Annotated in this window: 13 protein-coding genes and 1 pseudogene; all 14 read left to right on the top strand. The window is 42.5% G+C overall.

From position 1 onward, the window contains the following. A pseudogene (locus LI015_RS07635) lies at positions 1-190 on the top strand (hypothetical protein); the annotation flags it as partial. A gap of 569 nt (positions 191-759) precedes the next feature. Then, entirely contained in the window at positions 760-918 is a 159-nt protein-coding gene (locus LI015_RS07630) for an SHOCT domain-containing protein (protein WP_227124454.1), read from the top strand. A gap of 31 nt (positions 919-949) precedes the next feature. Then, the gene (locus LI015_RS07625) at positions 950-2,593 is read left to right on the top strand and encodes a recombinase family protein (RefSeq protein WP_227124452.1); all 1,644 of its coding nucleotides are present in this window, start codon (positions 950-952) and stop codon (positions 2,591-2,593) included. Next, positions 2,550-3,464 (top strand): recombinase family protein, encoded by a 915-nt coding sequence (locus LI015_RS07620; protein WP_227124451.1) that lies wholly within the window; start codon positions 2,550-2,552, stop codon positions 3,462-3,464. Before LI015_RS07625 ends, LI015_RS07620 begins: the two co-directional genes overlap by 44 nt. 147 nt (positions 3,465-3,611) lie before the next feature. Next, positions 3,612-5,219: a recombinase family protein gene (locus LI015_RS07615; RefSeq protein ID WP_227124450.1), complete on the top strand. Its 1,608-nt coding sequence runs from the start codon at positions 3,612-3,614 to the stop codon at positions 5,217-5,219. Positions 5,220-5,363: 144 nt separating this feature from the next. Next, positions 5,364-8,612 (top strand): serine/threonine-protein kinase, encoded by a 3,249-nt coding sequence (locus LI015_RS07610; RefSeq protein ID WP_227124448.1) that lies wholly within the window; start codon positions 5,364-5,366, stop codon positions 8,610-8,612. 45 nt (positions 8,613-8,657) lie between these two features. Continuing rightward, positions 8,658-10,049 (top strand): hypothetical protein, encoded by a 1,392-nt coding sequence (locus LI015_RS07605; RefSeq protein ID WP_227124446.1) that lies wholly within the window; start codon positions 8,658-8,660, stop codon positions 10,047-10,049. A 492-nt stretch (positions 10,050-10,541) separates the two neighbouring features. Further along, positions 10,542-11,015: a DUF4624 family lipoprotein gene (locus LI015_RS07600; protein ID WP_117625993.1), complete on the top strand. Its 474-nt coding sequence runs from the start codon at positions 10,542-10,544 to the stop codon at positions 11,013-11,015. A gap of 551 nt (positions 11,016-11,566) precedes the next feature. Beyond that, positions 11,567-13,027, top strand: a complete 1,461-nt coding sequence (locus LI015_RS07595; protein WP_118018236.1) for a hypothetical protein — start codon at positions 11,567-11,569, stop codon at positions 13,025-13,027. Positions 13,028-13,099: 72 nt separating this feature from the next. Further along, a complete protein-coding gene (locus LI015_RS07590; RefSeq protein WP_119206111.1) occupies positions 13,100-14,272 on the top strand; it encodes an NAD(P)/FAD-dependent oxidoreductase in 1,173 nt (390 codons plus the stop codon). Between the two features lie 33 nt (positions 14,273-14,305). Next, positions 14,306-16,120 (top strand): aryl-sulfate sulfotransferase, encoded by a 1,815-nt coding sequence (locus LI015_RS07585; RefSeq protein ID WP_002565030.1) that lies wholly within the window; start codon positions 14,306-14,308, stop codon positions 16,118-16,120. Positions 16,121-16,429: 309 nt separating this feature from the next. Next, positions 16,430-16,762 carry a CbrC family protein gene (locus LI015_RS07580; RefSeq protein ID WP_227124444.1) on the top strand — a complete coding sequence of 111 codons (333 nt, stop codon included), beginning with the start codon at positions 16,430-16,432 and terminating at the stop codon, positions 16,760-16,762. A gap of 99 nt (positions 16,763-16,861) precedes the next feature. Beyond that, positions 16,862-18,586 (top strand): sensor histidine kinase, encoded by a 1,725-nt coding sequence (locus LI015_RS07575; protein WP_227124443.1) that lies wholly within the window; start codon positions 16,862-16,864, stop codon positions 18,584-18,586. Next, positions 18,583-20,169 (top strand): response regulator, encoded by a 1,587-nt coding sequence (locus LI015_RS07570; RefSeq protein ID WP_227124441.1) that lies wholly within the window; start codon positions 18,583-18,585, stop codon positions 20,167-20,169. The genes LI015_RS07575 and LI015_RS07570 overlap by 4 nt, the downstream gene beginning before the upstream one ends. Positions 20,170-20,194 lie beyond the last annotated feature (25 nt).

The following is a 20,194-nucleotide window of genomic DNA, read 5'->3' as shown; positions in this document are numbered from 1 at the left end:
ATACTTCCGTCCAGTCACAGCCCCCTTGGCCGGGGACCACGCAATGAGGGCGGCCGCCAGAGAACCTGGCGGAGGTGGAACTCCTATGATGCCTGTCAGCTGCGGGCAGGCGGGTTGGCTGCCCTGCCCGGATCCAGTAGACTGTCCGGACAAGCTTCGGGGAGTAGTGTCGAATAGAAGCGAGGAATAGATTTGGAGAGAAGGTGATTTCAATGCCAGATTACGCAGCTGTCTGTTCTTAGACGGCTGCGTGGGTGTGGTATTGAGAACCGGAGGTTTAGAATGAAGGGAGAGAATCAATATGCTGCGCAAAAGTGACATGTATTATGCAGATTTAAGCCCTGCAAAAGGGTGTGAACAGGGAGGGGTTCGTCTAGTGCTTATCAACAGAATTAAGGCCTTGTAATAATGTAACAATTAAAAAACGATGTCAGGAGACAGAAACCATGTTAAAAGTTGCGGTAAAAGAGATATCTGGCTTAAAGAATATGCGTTACCATTTACAGATGACAGTCGTTTTGAAATAACAGTAAGTTTTAAGTATGATAAACTGCTGGGGATTCAATGGAAAATTTATTCGATGCAATCTTCCGATCTGCTCCTTATGTTTGCATTAAAAGCCCAGAATATAAGCGCTATATATTCAATTTAAATTCGTGAAGGCCTGTGATGACGGAGCGGGAGCTGAAGGGAGAACCCATTGAAGGGGAAGTCATTTCAATGTCACTATAGTTGGATGTGTTTGGGAGGAATCAATGTATGGAAGAATTAATGACAGAATTCCGTTACCAAAAAGCGATTACCATATTAGAAAAGATGCTATCCATCAACCTTATCACACCTGTGGTCTATGAGCTTTTGATTGCCAAATATCAGAACAGATATGCGTCTGAAATAGCGAAGCATAAGAGAAGATGAGGAACGTTCCTGGATGTGGGGAGGATATCATATGGATGAGAATACATCGAATGAAAAAAAGATAATAGAGATTCCTGCAAATCAGGCGCCTTACCAGGAACAAATAAAAAACAGGAGGTTAAGGACGTGTGCATATTGCCGTGTCAGCTCGAGCACCGACGAACAGCTTCACTCATTTGATGCTCAGTATGGGTATTACAGCAATTACATACAAAAGAATGAAAATTGGGTGTTTGCCGGCATATATGCGGATGAGGGAATTACAGGGACATCCCGACAGAGGCGTCAACGCTTCAATGATATGATCGAAGATTGTGAAGAGGGAAAGATTGATTTAATCATAACCAAGTCGATTACAAGATTTGCCAGGAATGTGGTGGACTGTATCAGTACAGTCCGAAAGCTGCGGGCCATGGGAATTGCAGTGTATTTTGAAAAGGAGCGGTTAAATACACTACTCATGGAAAATGAACGAATCCTGACCATATGGGGAACCGTAGCACAGGAAGAATCTATGAGTACATCTAAAAATGCGCACTGGGCCTGTGTCCGTAGATTTGAGAATGGTACGTTTGTTCTCTCCAAAGCGCCTTATGGGTATAGAAAAGATGAAGAGAAGGAATTAATCATCTACGAGCCGGAAGCAGAAATTGTCCGCAAGATTGCGGGGGATTATTTGGATGGGATTGGCTGCGGTACAATTGCCGGGAAGCTTAACAGTTCCGGAATTCCCGGGCCAACGGGAAAGAAATGGTATCAATCAACGGTGCTGCGAATCCTGAAAAATGAAAAAATGGTCGGGGATTATTTGATGCAGAAGAGAATCACAAATGGAATCGTACCATTTAGGCATCTGACCAATAAAGGCCAGGCCAGACAGTATCTTATCAGTGATGACCATGAAGGGATCTTAAGCCGTGAAGATAAGGAAAAGATAGATTTTATCTTAAGCGTTCGACAATCGGAAGCTGGAAGGGATTTAACGGCATCATCCATCGGATGTGAATATATTGTATGTGGAAGATGCGGGGGAAAATTAAGCCGGGAATATGCCGGGACGGTCAGGGGTGATAATAAAATAATCTGGAGATGTAAAAACCGTCATAGCAATAACAGGACGTGCACATTAAAATTGGTCCGGGATGAGGATTTGGGTTCAGCAATGCAGCGGCTTCCGAGAAAAATGCAAAGGGGAAAGGCGCTTGTTTTTCAACCGCTGTTAAAGCAATTGGAAGCCATGGAACGGAGGCTGCGCTTAGGAGGCAGAATCAGAGAAATTGAAGAGGAACTGGCAGAGGTTAAGATGCAGCGTCATGTACTGCTGAGAATGAGAGCAGAAGGTTATATGGAACCTTCTCTTTTTTTGACCCGGAACCAGAACCTGGATCAGGAACAGAGAAAACTCATGGATGAAAAGAATCTGTTACAGGGCAAAGGTTCCTGTATGAAACAGATAGAGGAATTAAAGAATCTCATTACTTTTTTAGACCTGGAAGCGGGTTTGGATCCGATTGTGAAAAAGAAGGTATTGTATGAATTGATTAAGAAAATAGAAGTATTGGCTCAACGAATCTTCCAGTTTGATATGACCTGTGGATTGGAACTGATTGTAGATTTAGACGAGGGAATATATGGGACAAACCAAACGGATACTCTGGGGGTACAGACTATGTGATGGAATAATCGTGATTGATGAGCGCATTGCGCCTGTCATTCAGATGGTGTTTCAAAAAGTGGATAAAGGGATTGCAGTCAATCAAATTTGCAGGGATATGGAAGGAATGGGGCTGAAGAACCGGCTGGGGAATGTCAGATGGCAGCCCAGAAAAATAAGAGACATTCTGAAGGAAGAAGCATATTGCGGAAAGGATGGCTATCCGGTCATCATTGAAGAAAAATTATTTCAACGAGTGAAAGAGAAACGCAGGAATAAAACAGATAAAACTCCTGACAAACGGAATGAGGATGTAATCATGGGAGGGCGATATGTCTATGGAAATATGATAATATGTGGTGACTGTGGCTCGCAATTCAAACGAAATTCTAAGGGGAGACGCTGTCATGCGGATGGACGACTGGATGGAAGCGTTTATTGGTATTGCCCTGTCTGTAAGCAGGGGGAGGGACAGGCTTATATAAAAATTAGGGACGAACAGATCCGGAATATTTACAGGACTGTTATTAATCAAATGCTGGTTTGTCCAGCGGTATATAGAAATACAAACAATCATGAAGCTGTCCTTGAAAATGTAAAAACCCAGGAATTAGAGGAGAGCCTGAATAGATTGGATTTCCAGTCTGATGAAGATATAAGAGAGGCGGTCCAAATTTGTTTCCAGTTAGCAAAAGAACGGTTTCGATTATTACAAACAGAAGGAATTAACGAGAGGACCAAACGTATCGCAGAGTGTCTTGATACGCTGGAATATCCGGTCACATCGTTTGACAAAAGAGTTTTCTGTGAAATTATAAAAGAGATACGGATCAGACAGGATGGAAATATGAGACTTACATTTACAAATGGAATGGGGATGCCTGTTTTATAGGATACCTGCGAATATGGGATACGGAAGATGAAACAGGCTCATGGATAAAATCATTGGCGAAAGGATATCATTTTCCGCAATGACAGTCCGGGACCTGGAGATATCCATTTATAACAGTGGTATTATCTTACAGGGAGGGGAATTTCAATGCCAAGAGAGGCCAGAAGGGTATCCGTTATTCCGGAACGGCAGGAGTATACACGAAGTTATGAACAGGAAAATCAAAGAAAAAAGCGGGTAGCAGCGTATTGCCGTGTAAGTACGGAGCAGGAACAGCAGCAGACCAGCTATGAGGCACAGGTGGAGTATTATACCCAGTACATTAAAAGCAATCCGGATTGGGAATTTGCAGGTATTTATGCAGATGACGGCATAACCGGTACAAACCTGGACCGGAGAGATAATTTCAATCGTTTAATTAACGACAGCCGCAGAGGAAAGATCGATATGATCCTTACAAAGTCAGTCAGCCGCTTTGCGCGCAACACAGTGGACAGTATTGTTACAATCCGCGAACTGAAGGCCATCGGAGTGGCGGTCTATTTCGAGACTGAACGGATTAATACCCTGGAGAGCCAGGGCGAAATGCTGATTGCCGTACTCAGCAGCCAGGCCCAGGAAGAGAGCCATTCCATCAGCACCAATGTGACATGGGGATTCAGACGGAAGTTTGAGAAGGGTGAAATTTCTTTGAATTATAAGCATTTCATGGGAATCACGAAGGACATCCATGGAAATTATGTGATAGATGAAAAAGAAGCAGCGATTGTAAGAAGTATTTTTTATTGGTATCTGCGAGGTGACAGCTGTGAAAAAATAAAACATAAGCTGGAGGAACGAGGGGTTAAGACTGCTACCGGAAAAGAAAACTGGAATGTAACTACAATATTGAGAATGATATCAAACGAAAAATATATGGGAGATGCGCTGCTTCAAAAAACCTATACAGAGGATTACCTTACTCATAAAAGAAAACAGAATGTGGGCCAGAGAAAGCAATACTATGTGGAGAATGCGATTCCGGCAATCATTCCGCGGTCAATTTTTTATATGGTACAGCAGGAGCGGGCGGAACGGGCCAGGCTGAAGGGCGCCTATAGTTCCAGATACGCGCTGACGGAGATTGTTATATGCGCGGAATGTGGCTCCAGATATAGAAGAACCACATGGAGTAACCCCAAACGGAAACAGGAGAAACGCGTCGTGTGGAGATGCATTAACCGCCTGAAGAATGGAACAAAATACTGTAAAGATTCGCCCACTGTGCCGGAAGAAGCGCTACATACAGCTATCATGAAAGGGTTATCTGAAATACTATATGGTGACGATGATCTGCATTTTAAAGAAGAACTGAAACAGGATATACTGAACACCATGGCGGATTTAACCGGAGGAACCACGCCCGAAGAGATTGATTTGACAATCTGCAATCTACAGGAGGAACTGTTAAGATATGCTGGTTTAACTGCAAAGGAAGATATGAATTCCCGGAAATATGATGATAAATTCAGGCTGATTGCAAAACAGATCGAGCAACTGAAGGAACAGAAATATGACTTGGAAAAGCTTAGTGAAAAGAAAAAAGAGCATGAGGGGCAGATTGCGGAGATTGATAAGTTTATGAAAGGTATTAAACAGACGGATGAGTATGATGATGTATTGGTGCGGCAGTTGGTGAGGGAGGTACGGATTATTAGTAAGAACCGGGCGGAGATGGAATTGAATACGGGGATGCAGATAGAGCTACAACTGTAAGAAATTGGTTGCATTATTGTTTGCTATTTTGGGTTTTTAATCTAATTATAACTAAATTATAATTAGTAATCTTGTTTTGCAGAGACAAGGGGGGTATAATACTATTAGTTATTTCTGGAAATCCAAAAATATAGGGAGGAAAAAATGGCAGATTTAAAAGATTTGGTATTTGTTAAAAAGTTAAGTGATAGAGGAGATACCAATTCAAAGGTAGATTTATTTAAAGAAACAGAAACAGACAATTTATTTGTTCGCAAGGCGATATATGGCATTGATGCACCTTTATATCAGGCAGTTTTTACTAGAGAGATAAGGGCTTTATATAAGCTGAATAAATGTGAGAATATAGTTCGCATTCTAGGGCATAAAAACATGAAAAATCGTAGTGGTGAAAAGGTTGGTGTAATCTTTTTAGAATATATAGACGGAATTACTTTAAGGGAGGCTCCTATAAGTGAATTCTCTTCTAAAAAACAGTATAAAATAGTTCAGCAAATAATTGAAGCAATTGCAATAGCGCATTCTAATGGTATTATTCATCGGGATATTAATCCAAATAATATAATGATTAGCAATGATGGAAATGTTAAGGTGATTGATTTTGGTATATGTAAAATTCAAGATATGATAAATTCTGCTACTCTTTTCAAATTGGGAACTAGTGGATATTCTGCGCCGGAGGTACATTTGCATAGTGAGAATGCAACAGAAAAAAGTGATATATATTCAATAGGGGCAGTAATATATTATCTGGTAACCGGAAAAGAGCCTCCCTTACCAGCGCAATTTCAGGAGGTATTAGATAAAACTTATGGTATCGATATTGATCTAAAACCAATTATTAAAAAGATGGTTGCAGAAAACCCGGAAGAGCGATATTCGAATATTTATGATTTAAGAGTTGACTTTGGTAAAGTATTTGTACGTTTTTTGGGAATACATAAAGTTGCAATATTTACTGCAGATTATGAAAAAATCCAAAAACTGCGAGCGCAAAGATTAATACCTAAGGGAATAGGCCTTAAGGAAGTTGTAAATAACAATTTACCAGATAATTTTGCAGATTTGTATGGTTTTAAAAAAGAAGATAAGGAAAATGATATATATACTTTTCTTGGATTTAATTATACAATGGATTGCATATTTAATTGTCAGTTAAATGTATTTCAAGTTATTGATTTTCAAAAAATTGTTCCTTATCATGCTGATGGTTTAAAGAAGAGATATGCAAAAATTGTAGCAAGTGTAGCTTTTGTAGATGAAAGAATTGCACATAGGCAATCTATAAATGATAGTTTAGAAATTCGAAATATCATCGAAGATTATTATAACGAATACATTTCAAAAAATAATGTAGATTTGGAATATCGTAAACATTATGGGATTTGGAGGGAACTGTTAGTACTTGTAAAAGAAAATATCCAAAATAATATAGTTCGACTTAGCTACGATTATTATAAAAAGGATAGAGATAATATTATTTTTACATTGTCAAAAGGTGTTTTTCTTGATGAGGATAAGCTTGATAAAGAGCAGGCCTTTGCTTATGAAAAGAGTTCAAGAACGAGTAAAGATAAGATCAAGCCTGTAACAATTGGGTACTATGAAAATGATAGTTATGAAAAGGGGCATGTTGTTTTAACTTTAAAATTGCGAGGTACCTTAAAAGTAAAATTACCGTCAAGAGGGGCAATTTGTTTAGACTATCAAAAGGATTTGATAAATGTAGAACGTCAGTTAGAAGCGTTAGACATTCTAGAAAGGGAAGATTATAGTTGTACATTTAATTTAAAGAGAATACTGGCAGGTGTAGAGGAACCTAAAAATATTATTTTGGAAAGTGACTTTGTACCATTTAATAAAAATTTGGATTTTCCGCAAAGGACGGCAGTGCGAAAAGCATTAAATTCGGATTCAATTACTATAATACAGGGGCCTCCAGGAACTGGAAAAACTAAAGTTATCATAGAAATTATCAGACAAATTTTAAGACAAAATCGATTAAATCCTGATTTGGAAAAAAAGAAAATTTTATTGGTTTCCCAGTCGCATCCTGCAGTAGATAAAATGCTTGAGGATTTAATTGAAGTGTGCGGTGATAATTTGAGTTTGGTTAGAATTGGAAGAGATAATAAGTTAAATAAGTCTATACGTGAAAAATATGGATTAGTTTATGTTAAAGATAGATGGGTTCAAGAGGTTGAAAAAACGTGTGACAAATATAGCCAGTGTCTATTGGATGAATTAAATATAACTAAAGAGTCTTTTGACAATTACTATATAGAAATGGAAAAATTAAAGGTAGAGAATCTAAACGCTGAAGTGAATTTGGAACTTATACATGAGTTCCAAAAACAAACTGCAGGTTTAAAAAATGAAAGATTAAGAAAAATATTAGAAATACAAAAACAATGGGTTGATAGAATTTCACAATGCCAAGAAGCTGAATTATATAATATAAAGAGCACTGAAATTATTGCAGGAACATGTACGGGATTTGTTTCTAATAAAGTCATACGAGATGTAGATTTTGACATTGTTATTATTGATGAAGCAGCAAAGGCAACATTTCCAGAGCTTGCTGTATCATTGAATAAAGCTGAAAAAATCATTATGGTCGGTGATCATATGCAACTTCCTCCTGTATTGGATACAGAAATAATACGAAAAAATAAAGATAAGATAAATGAAAAAGATTTAGCTAATGGTATTTTTGAGTATTTATATAATAATTTTCCTGACTCAAATAGACATCGACTTACATTACAATATAGAATGCACCCAAGAATTGGAACTCTTATTAGTCATGTATTCTATGGAGATGAAATTCAAAATGGTATTGATAGAACCGAGCGAGTGCTTTCTATTAAGGGATATGAGAATATTGCAATTGAGTGGATCAGTACATCCATGAGGGGAGATGGGGAGCGCCGGGAAATTGTAACTGGTGCTAAAAATAAGGAGACTTATCAAAATAATCTAGAGAGAAATATAATTAAGGAGAAATTAAAGGAACTCGATGAAAGTTTAGAAGTAAAAACAAGTGTAGCAGTGATAACAGGATATAGCGCACAACGATATTTATTGAGCAATATGGTAAAACAACAAGTATACAAGAACATAGAAGTTGATGTTGATACTGTAGATGCCTTCCAAGGTAGCCAAAAGGAAATAATTATTTATTCAACAGTTAGAAGTAGCGAAAATCCATATGGCATAGGTTTTTTGAAATCAGAGGCAAGGCTTAACGTTGCTTTCTCTAGAGCCAAATGTTTACTGATTATTGTTGGTGATATGGATTTTTTAAACAATAAGAATATACGTAAAAATAAATTTCCAGAGATAATTAATTATATTCAACAGGAAGATGAGTGTAGGGTTATAAATTATTAGAATGGGCAAAAAGAGGCTAAATGTATATTTCTAAAGAGGAAAAATATGAATAGAATAATTGAAGCAATTAAACAAGATTATCCAAAGCGTTTAGACGGATGTATATGTATAAAAAGACAGGCAATATATATTCCAATTCTAGAGATAGGAATTGAAGCATTGATAAGAAATATATCTGAGCTTAATTTGTTTTATGAGTCAGTATTAAGGTTGATAGATGTTGGGGTACCGGTAGTATCAGAAATTGGTAATATTTTAGGAGTTTCGGATGAAGTCATGAAAGAAGTTATTGTAGATATGATTGGTAAAAAATTACTTATTACTTCATCAGGCCATTTGAAAATGACTCCACAAGGAAAAATTGCATTGGAAACTAGAAAATCAGAAGTCATTACTAAGCGGAACGTTAATCAATTGGCGGTCAATCTGATAACTGGAGACATATATAGTATTGATGCTCTAAAAATCACTAAAGTTAATAGACAGTCTATTTGTCTACATCAAGTCATAAGCGTTGGTAAAGAGTTTGTGGATTCTCATTTTGCACAGATAAATGCTATATATCAAGATATGCAAGTTTCTGATGATACTTTTAAGGAATCCATTGTATCAAAAGAATTATATAAGATTTTAGGTGTGGCATATGAAAAATTAGTTTATTCCAGAAGCGAGCTGCTAATATATGAAAATAGGGAAACAAAAGATATACAGATTTTAATTACAAATGATTTGCATGAAGAATATGTTAACTGTTTTTATAATCAAATAAAAATGGGGATATATCCATGTTTAGAAAATTTTTTCGAATTAAACAAACATGTTGTGCAAGGTTTGTCTAGGATTGCGGATGAAAAGGATGAAATACTTGAAAGAAATACTGAAAAATTTAGAGAGATGTTGGAACTATCAGAAGATGTTGATCCATTCAATGCTCATAGTCTTTTTTGCAAATCAAGGTACATAATAGATAACAAAGAATATAGTTATTACTTTCGTTATTTTCAACAATTTGGGTTTGAACAATTGATTATAATTGGTGAGGATTTGACGGATATTTTATCAGAAGTAAGTGGTGACATCGCATCGATTGCTAGAAGTAGGCCAATACGGCTTGTGTTTAGTTTGAAAGAATACAAGGTAAAGGGCCTAATAGATAAACTTTCTTCTCAAATTGAAAATAAAAATCGATTGTCCATTGAACAAAAAGATGATATTACAGATATAATAGTGTGCTTTTATCCAACGATATTAATTAAGATGGTAAAGCAAGGATGTTACCTTTTTGAACGACCAGTTAGTTATTTCCAAGGAATTATTGAATTTGATCGAGAGGAAATTGAAAAAATTATTCAAAGAGTTGAAAATCAAAATAATATTATCTTAAAGCTTAATAAACCATCGACAGAACGCACAAAACAAAGGAAAGTAAGTATATAGTTATTAAATTCATATTTTAGTGGGGTTAAAAATACATAGAAGAAGGAAGATTTTATTCTATAGGAAATTTTCGAATTAATATTTTAGTAGTGGATTTTTTACTGCTGAATCAGTTTCTAATTTGTGGGAGCATAAAAAAAGAAGATAGATTCATGTAGTAGAGATAAAATTTAAAGTGAATGGTTGATTTCAAGAGTATCCAGTGTGAATCTACATCAATGGTTAAAATACGCTAAAAAGGCATAGTCATCTACATCACAACTCTCCCGGAGGTTGGAGTTGTGATGTAGATGACATCCCCTGGTTTGGGCAGCAGACCAGGGGATTTTCTTTTTTCTGGAAGTTGTTTTGCCCATGTCTGTTTAAGATTGCTTGAATGGGGATGGAGCATGGGACAGGATTATACATATGCACAGAAGGTACCGTTATGTTCTTTTGGATTGCTATGTGTTATAATTTATCTAAATCCATGTTTGTAAGGGAGGTAAAGAAATGTTTAGCACAAAAAAATTGCTATTTTTTTTAGTTGGCATTATTAGTGTTGTCAGCTTGTTCGCGTGTCAAAAAGCCAGCGCTAATCAATCAAATGTATCAGATACTGAGGAAACACAAAAAACCGTTCTTGAAATGGAAATGAATGCAAATTACAGTAATTCAGATCCGTTTGAGAATGGACGCTTATTTTGTGTGTCTGAGGATATAGAAACTTTAGACGCAGAGGTCTATTTTCAGATGGATGGTGAAAGGGGTATTGTAGAAATAAAAGATAGAAATGCAGACGAAGTTTTATGGAGCAATACATGGGATGAAAAAGTAAGTGGTGATACCATCACAGTTTCGCTCAATAATCTACAAAAAGAGAAAGAGTACGATGTGCGGTTTACTGGAACGAAAATAAATCATGCTGTTGTAAAAGTTACTTTTGAAAGTGAGTTGGTTCAGGAGAAATCAAGACCTTCAAAATAAATGTCCGGCTTGCGTGGGGAGTTGGACAAATCGGTATTTGAAACGGAGGTATTCTAAGGTCCCATAGGGCGGTCATAGGGCCAAGTCATTCGGGCAAGTCCATTTGGGTCAATCCATCTGGCCAACGAAGGAGTAGCAAATACCACTGTTCTGTGTGCGCACTTCGCGTGCCGTTTGCAGTCCGGCGGCTCCACTTCCTATTGTTTCCTTTTGTCTGAAACGTTGAAAAATAGACAAACAACTGATAAAAAGATGAGCAAACCTGATATGGAAAGGGCTTCCAAGCATCCGGCCGGATGTGGGGGCTCTTTTTTTATAAAAATTAGTGGTTAATTATGCACAATTAAAAACGAATGAAAGAACATATAATAGCAGTATTGACATGAGATTGACGAACTGCTTCCCAATGATATACGTACTAATGACTCTGCTATGTTAAAAAAACGATAATAAATTATAAAATTTTCATAAGTGTTGGAGCTCCAACACATCCCCCGAAAAAAACCTGTTATAATTTTAACTATCTTAAGGGAGGGATTGGTGGAACGAATATGAAGACTGAGGAAACGAAACTTACATTTTATGGTAACCAGGCGTTTGCCATGCTGCCGTTAGTGGGATATATACTGATCGGCGGGACATTTTCAGTTGGACTTCACTATTATTCCATGAAGGGCCTGTCCTTTGCAGCGGCGGTCTCCCTCTTTGCAGGCTTTTTCCTTTGCAGGGAGAAGGACAGATATTGGGACAGCGTGGTCCATGGTCTGGCCCAGTATGGCAATTCCAGGCTGATATTTGTTTTTATGGTCATCGGTATTTTTTCCAAGCTGATGAATACAGGAGGGATTGGGGACGGGTTTATCTGGCTCAGCCTCAAACTTGGTATTTCAAGAAGCGGATTCGTGGTATTCAGTTTCCTGGCGTCAGCCATGATTTCTATGGGGGCAGGTGCACCGATTGCAGCCATGTTTGCAGTGATACCGATTTTCTATCCGCCGGGAATCCTGCTGGGAGCCAATCCGGCCATGCTGGCAGGGGCCTTAATCAGCGGTATTTTCTTTGGGGATGCAATCTCCCCAAGCTCACAGGTCATCAATACAACTGTGATGATACAGCATGACGGCGTGACGGGACGGCCCGCAGACCTGTTGAAGACTCTGAGGATGAGAACCCCCTATATCCTGGCGGCTGGCGGGGCAGCCATGGTGGTTTATCTGATTTTTGGCGGACGCGGAGGTGCCATGGGGGATATTTCCCAGATATCAGCCATGTCCTCCCCCCAGGGACTTTGGATGCTGGTTCCGCTGGCAGTGCTGCTGCTTGTCTGTTTCAGGACCGGAAATCTGTTTATGGGATTGTCCTTTGCAATTGTGTCAGGATTCGCAGTGGGACTTCTGACAGGGGTTCTTGCCCCTTCCGACATCGTGGCCATTGACTATGGCACTTTGGGGCTCAAGGGAGTTATCTTTGAGGGAATCAGCGGAATGCTGGATGTGGTGGTTTCCACCATCCTGCTGTATGGGCTGATTGCAGTGGCTGTGGATGGGGGGATGATGGAACGGTGCTGTAACTGGCTTTTACGCAGGAATATCATGGGAACCACACGCGGCTCTGAGACCGTACTGACAGCAGGAATCGTCATTACCAATATACTTCTGGCAGGCTGTGTGCTGCCGTCTATCCTGATGTTCGGCGGCATGGCGGACCGGATTGGGCAGGAAAGCGGCATATCCCCGGAACGCAGGAGCATTCTCCTGACAGCGAATGCCACCAACTTCAGCGCTATTATTCCTATCAACAGTGCATTTGTCATGGGCAGCGTGACAATTATCAATGAGATGGTGCAAAAGCATAGCTATCTTCCAACGGTATCCCCATTCCAGATTTTCAGTGCGGCATTTTACTGCCTGTTCCTTACGGGAATCTGTGTAATCTGGGTGGTTTTGGGAGAAAGGGCTGGAAAGGGCGGACATCAAAAGGCACAGGAGATTTCCCCGGTAAGGGGGAGCTGAAGCAGAGAATGATATGAACCAGAAAATAATGTGAACCAAAATCGTGTTTTATGATAGAAAGGAGAGTTGTTTATGGACTCAGTATATGATCTTATTATTGTTGGCGGCGGACCGGCAGGACTGTCAGCAGCCATTTATGCCGGACGTTCCGAGCGCAGGACACTGCTGCTGGAAAAGGGCAGCTATGGCGGAAGGATTAATGATACGTATGAAATCAGGAATTATCCGGGAACGAAAGCGGACAGCGGGCAGCACCTGATGGAACTGTTTAGGGAACACGCGGCCGGCCATCCCACGGTAGAACTTAAGCGCACCACCGTGACAGAGGTCCGGAAAGAGGACGATACATTCATTGTGGAGACAAAGCGGCGGGGGGATTTCATGGCGCGCAGCGTCATCCTGGATCTGGGCACCAGGCCCAGGGAACTCAATATCAAGGGCGAGAAGGAATTTACCGGGCATGGGGTTGCTTACTGTGCGACCTGCGATGCGGAATTCTTCAAGGGAAAGGAAATCTATGTGCTGGGCGCCGGCGACCAGGCCATTGAGGAATCGGATTATCTGACCGGCTTTGCATCCAAGGTGACCATTGTAGTGCTTCATGAGGAAGGACATCTGGACTGTAACGAGGTTGCGGCCGAGCATGCCTATAAGAACCCGAAGATTGATTTTGTGTGGAGTTCCACGGTACAGGAAATCAAGGGAAGCGACCATGTGGAGTCACTGGTATTAAAGAATGTTGACACGGGCCGGGAAACAGAGGTGAAGGCAGACGGTTTGTTCCTGTTTGTGGGCATGGTGCCCCAGACCGGACTGGTGAAGGACATGGTGGACTGCGACAAGGCCGGTTACATTAAGGTCAATGAGAAAATGGAGACCAATGTGCCGGGACTTTATGCGGCGGGCGATTGTACCCAGACATTCCTGCGTCAGGTAGTTACCTCGGCGGCAGACGGCGCGGTGGCGGCAGTTGCATCGGAGCGCTATGTAAAGGAACTGGAACAGATACAGGGAATCCTGGGGCCGGATTCGGGCAGGACCGTATTTTTATTCTACAACCCGTACAGCAATGAGGAGATTGAGAAGACCGCCCAGCTGGAACAGGAGTTAAGCGGACAGTGGAGGGTATACAGGCAGGACGTCACAAGGCAGAGCCTGCTCTACAACAGCCTGAAGCTGGAACGGACGGTTGCGGGGGCATTTTACGATAACGGAAAGCTGGTTGAAATCAAACAGGCTTTTTAACAAATAATAATAATTAAATGGAGGATATGAATTATGGGACAGCCACTTGTTTTTCCACACGGAGTCACTGTTTACAACCCTGAAAAATGCTGGAGCGGTTATACGATTGTTCCGTTAATCAATGATGGCGTGTTATTGTTTGACATGAACGGCAACGAGGTAAGGCGCTGGAATATGCACGCCATGCCGCCAAAGCTTCTTCCCGGCGGATATGTGATGGGTCTTTCCGGGTACCGCCATCCTGACTATGGCATGCAGGACGGGGTCAACCTGATTGAGATTGACTATGACGGCAATATTGTATGGGAATTTGACCATTTTGAAAATATCGACGATCCTGGCAGGGACCACAGATGGATGGCGCGCCAGCATCATGATTACCAGAGGGAGGGCAATCCGGTTGGTTATTACGTACCCGGAATGGATGCAAAGCCACTTTCAGGCAACACCCTGATCCTGGTCCACCAGACCATCCACAATCCCAAGATTTCCGATAAAAAACTGCTGGATGACGCCATGATTGAAGTGGACTGGGATGGAAATATCCTATGGAAATGGTCCATCAGCGAGCATTTTGACGAACTGGGATTTGACGAGGCCGCCAAGAACGTGCTGTTCCGCGACCCCAACCTGCGCGCATCGGACGGCGGTGTGGGCGATTACCTGCATGTGAACTGCATGAGCTATCTGGGACCCAATAAATGGTATGACCAGGGAGATATGCGTTTTAAGCCGGACAACATAATCTTTGACTGCCGGGAAGCCAATATCCTGGCAATCCTGGATAAGGAAACCGGAAAGATTGTATGGCGGATCGGACCTGATTTTAACGCAGCGCCGGAGCTTAAGAAGCTGGGATGGATTATCGGACAGCATCATTTCCACATGATTCCCAAGGGTCTGCCGGGCGAAGGCAACCTGATGGTCTTTGATAACGGCGGCTGGGGCGGCTACGGGACCCCCAACCCATCTTCTCCAATCGGCATCAAAAATGCATTGAGGGATTACAGCCGTGTGCTGGAGTTCAATCCTGTTACATTGGAAGTGGTATGGAAACTGACTCCCAAGGAGCTGGGCCATGCGATTCCCACGGACGCCAGCAAATTCTACAGCCCCTATGTCAGCAGCGCACAGCGCCTGCCCAACGGCAATACCCTGGTAACCGAAGGCTCAGACGGCAGACTCATTGAGGTAACGCCGGACCATGAGATTGTTTGGGAGTGGATTTCGCCGTATTACACGCACAATGAAAAGGGGCCCAGGAATAATATGATTTACAGGGCCTACCGTTACCCCTACAGTTATGTGCCGCAGGAGCCGGTTCCGGCAGAGGTACCGATTGAGCGCATTGACAATGTGACTTACCGTGTTCCGGGCGCGGGCGCGTTTGGGGCAAAAACGGTGATTGACGTTGAGGGGACTTTGCCGTATTATCAGGATGTGGCGCTCTGTGTGGCAACGGATGATGAGGAAGACCTGTCACAGAGGGAAAAGGTCTTTGAGGTGGATACGCAGGTATTCCATCCCGCCGGCGCGGCCAGCTGGAAGGATGAGGTCCTGGCAGTGGAGGATAAACCGGTCCTGGTACTGTTCGGCGCAGAGCGCTGCGTTCACTGTAAGGCCCTGCACCCTGTGCTGGAAGAGGCCCTGAAGGAAGAATATGACGGGGCATACGAAATCCGTTATGTGGATGTGGATGCAAACCAGGAGCTGGTGGACACCTACAATGTGGGAGGTATCCCGGTCGTAGTCATATTCCGGAATGGAAAGGAAGTACTGAGGTTTAACGGCGAGATGGATTATGACGATCTGTGTGATATCCTGGACCGCCCATTGGAAAAAGCCTGAACCTGCCGTAAGCAGTGTTAGAAAAACCAGAATGCAATATATTCGGCCACGTCCACAACAATCCCATGGATGCGGATGTGTCTGAACAGAGTTATATAAATATGCGGTCCGCTTATTTCCGGCGGTCCGCATATTTATTCAGCATGCACAGCATTGGGCGGCGCATGGGAAGCCCTGCTTTTTCGTGCATGTTTAATCCGTTATTTGGCAATGGATTCCGTTATGTTCTTTTGGACTGCTATGTGGTATAATTTACCTGAATTGAAAGTTATAGCAGCGTTTATTTATATGTTACGAGGAAGTAATGATATGGAAAAGAAGGTTGTGTTTAAGTATCACCCCAACGTATATGATAACGATATTATTGAACATGAAAACGGCATCTGTCAGTGTTGTGGAAAAGAAGTGAATGAATACTGTAGTACTATGTATTGTATAGATAATGTTCATTGTATCTGCCTGGAGTGTATATCAGACGGGAAAGCGGCAGAAAAATTGAGGGGTGGTTTTATTCAGGATGCGGAAAGCGGCTTGGTTTCCGACCCTCAAAAAACAGAGGAATTGTTTAAGCGGACTCCGGGATATGCAAGCTGGCAGGGTGAATACTGGCTGGCTTATCATTTGTGGGTAGATGCTGACTGAATAATTTTATGGCTGTAAAGAACGTGCGGAGGAGCTGAGGCATACGCTGAACATCAAACCGAAACCTGTACATATGGAGAAATGAAGAGGGAGGAAGAGATGGCAATTAAGAGAGGGATAAGGGCAAAGATCTTTTTGCTTTCAGCTACAATTATTCTTATTCCGCTTATGGTTCTGAGCTTGTTCGTCATGGGGCGTACGGTTACGACAGCTGAGAAGAATCATGAAAATTACCAGCAGGCCTCCATGAAAAAGGTAGGACAGGCTGTGGAGACAATCATGCGTGAATTAGAGCGGGCATCTTTGTTTATGATTGGGGATAAGGATATCAGGACCTATCTTTCCACAGGGGATAAGGAGTTATTAGATGATGTATATAATACCCTGATTTATCTTAGGAATAATAGTGATTACATCAAAGCCATTCAGATAGAGGGCGCGAATGGGGAAGTGCTGGCCAATGGTTCTATGCCGCTTAATATTACCCGGGCTGACCGGGAGCGTGCAGATGCCCTGAATGGTAAATCCTTCTGGGGGCAGGATGAGGACATTTATGGAGAGCGGTATCTATACCTATGCCGCCTGCTGCGTGACACTGAAAATCCTTCACACCATCTCGGAACAGCAAAGCTATATTTGGACAGCAGGGGACTTTCGGATTATCTGAGAAGTGAAATGGAGCCATCCATGAATTATGTGATTCTGGATGAAGAGGGAAGGTTATTGTTTAATACCGGCTTTCCGGAGGAAAAAGGGGATATTTTGAATTACAATAACCTTCTGACCGGAACTGGTGGATGTTACCGGACGGAGGAGCAGGCAAAAGAGGATGAATATTACCTATCGCCCTATGGTCTGGCAGCAGGCCGGTGGATTCTGTGCGGGGTATCCGGAACAGGCGACGTGGACAGCATGATATCAGCTTCCCTCCTGCTGATTCTGGGCCTGTCCGTGTCCTGCTTCCTGGTGTGCGCCGCGCTGGCTCTTCTGGTGTCGCAGCGGATTTTAAAACCTCTGTCCGAGGTAATACGGCATATGGATACCTTTGGGCACCAGGATTTTTCAACCCGTATTGAAGTACGGGGAAATGATGAGGCAGCACTTGTGGCCCGGCATTTTAACCAGATGGCCGACCAGATACAGGATTTAATCCAGAAAGTATATGAGGTAACCATCCGCAAAAAGGAAGCTGAATTAAAGGCGCTTCAGGCCCAGATTAATCCTCACTTTCTGTATAATACTCTGGACATTGCTTACTGGACAGCTAAGATGGAGCGGGCGTCCCAGACCAGCGAGATGATTGATTCCTTATCTCAATTTTTCAGGCATGCGTTGATAATGGATGATGATTTTACGACTGTGGGAAATGAAATTGAGCATTTGCGTTATTATATTATTCTAAAGAGACAAGGGAAAACATCCTTTGATTTTGAACTGGATTATGAGGAGGAAACACTGGGCTGCCGGGTTGTGAAGCTGGTGCTTCAGCCGCTTGTGGAGAATGCCATCCTTCATGGAATCAGCGGGATAAAGGATGGGAAGGTGGAAGTAAATATATTCCGGGACGGGGAGACACTCAAGTATGAGGTAAAAGATAACGGGGCAGGGATTGATGTGGATGACATGAACCAACTGCTGGAACATGTGGAAACCAATAACAGGGGGCTGGGTATCAAGAATATGAATGACCGTATCAGACTTGCCTGCGGAGATGGCTACGGCCTGTCTTTTTACAACAGAGAGGGAAAAGGAGCGGTGATAACAGTGACACAGCCATTTAAGCCTGCGGTTCAGACATGCTCTGATACAGGGAGGGGTATATGATTAAGCTGATGATTGTGGATGACGAATCCAGTATTAGAAGAGGGCTAAAGCATTATATTGACTGGAATGCCTGGGGAATATCGCTGGAAGCGGAGGCGTCTGATGGAGAGGAAGCCTTCAGACGGGCTCTGGAGGTAAGACCGGATATACTAATCAGCGATATCCGAATGCCTGAAAAGGACGGACTGGAGCTGTGCAGCCTGCTTAGAGATGCGCTGCCCGGCCTGCGTATTATCCTGCTTACAGGGTATGACAGGACGGATTATCTTCATGCAGCCTTGCAAAATGGTGTGCATGATTATCTGCTTAAGCCTGCCAGCGCAGATAAAATTATCTCCAGTGTGCTTAAGTGCAAGGAGGAGATCGTGGAGGAGCAGAACAGGAAAGCCCAGAAGCTGACCCGGGATGCTTTGCTGGATGAAAGTATACCCATACTGCAGATGATGCTTATTAGTGACCTTCTCAAAGGCAATATGGAACAGAACAAAAGGCTGGTCCATCAGTCTAAAATGCTGGGAGTGCCTTTAGACGGTCCTGTATTCCAGACGATGACTCTGTATGTAAGCAAGCAGAATGGGGACGAGTGCGGCTCACAGGTTGAGCAGGACATGATCTATTGGCAGCTAATACAAAAGATTGAGTCTATATGCGGGGGAGACAGGGAGTTTTTCTGTGAACTCGCACCGGAAGAATACTTTATATTAATAAATGCCGACAGCCCGGATAAGGCAGAACAGAGAACTTCTGATATGGCGGAGCGCCTGGTAGTGGAAATTGGCCATAATGACGGCCGGCATGTTGTAATCGGCATAGGCACCGCGGGGACCGGGCTTATGGCCATTGGAGAATCTTACAGGACCGCCAAGGAGGCGTTCCGGGCTTCAGCCTGGAACCGGAAAAAACAGATATTTTACTCGGATGAAGGTGCTGGCGGGAAGCTTTCCGCGGAGGCGCAGCTTACGCTGAAGCATGCCCTTTCAGCGCTTGCCACGGGACGTGACTGTACCGGAGATGTATCCCGCCTGTTCGGTATCTGCAGAAGGGAGCAGACAGATATTGGTGAACTGCGGCGATGTCTGAGCCAGCTGATTGCATTTTACCGAGGGATGACAGCATCTGACCAGGGAGAGGGGCTGGGAGATTTTGAAGAATATCAGCTGGATGATTTCCTGTATGCTGAGGACCTGGAGAAATGGGTCAGAGACTACCTGGGGGCTTCCCGCAAAGGTGAGAACCGGTGGGGGGTCCACTCCCAATTGATTGCCAAGACCATTGCATATCTGAAAGTCCATTATCGTGAAGAAATCACATTGCAGACTTTGGCAAAAAAGATGTTTATATCCCCAAATTATCTGGGGCGTATTTTCCGGGAGGAGATGGGATGTAAGTTCAGTGACTGGCTGAATCATTACCGCATCGACTGCGCCATGGAATTGATAAAGACCACTGAGATGCGTACCATGGACATTGCCGAGGCAGTGGGTTTCGGTAATTATAAATATTTTTCAGTGTGTTTCACGAAATATGCAGGATGCTCCCTCAGGGATTTCCGCACTCAGAACAGAAGAGAATTGCCGGAATAAGATAAAATTAGAAAAAAGGACACAC

Origin of the sequence: Enterocloster sp. 210928-DFI.2.20 (genome assembly GCF_020554465.1) — a bacterium.
Lineage (GTDB): Bacteria > Bacillota > Clostridia > Lachnospirales > Lachnospiraceae > Enterocloster > Enterocloster bolteae.
Note: the sequence above shows the minus strand (reverse complement) of the source record. Positions and strands in the feature narration are given on the sequence as shown.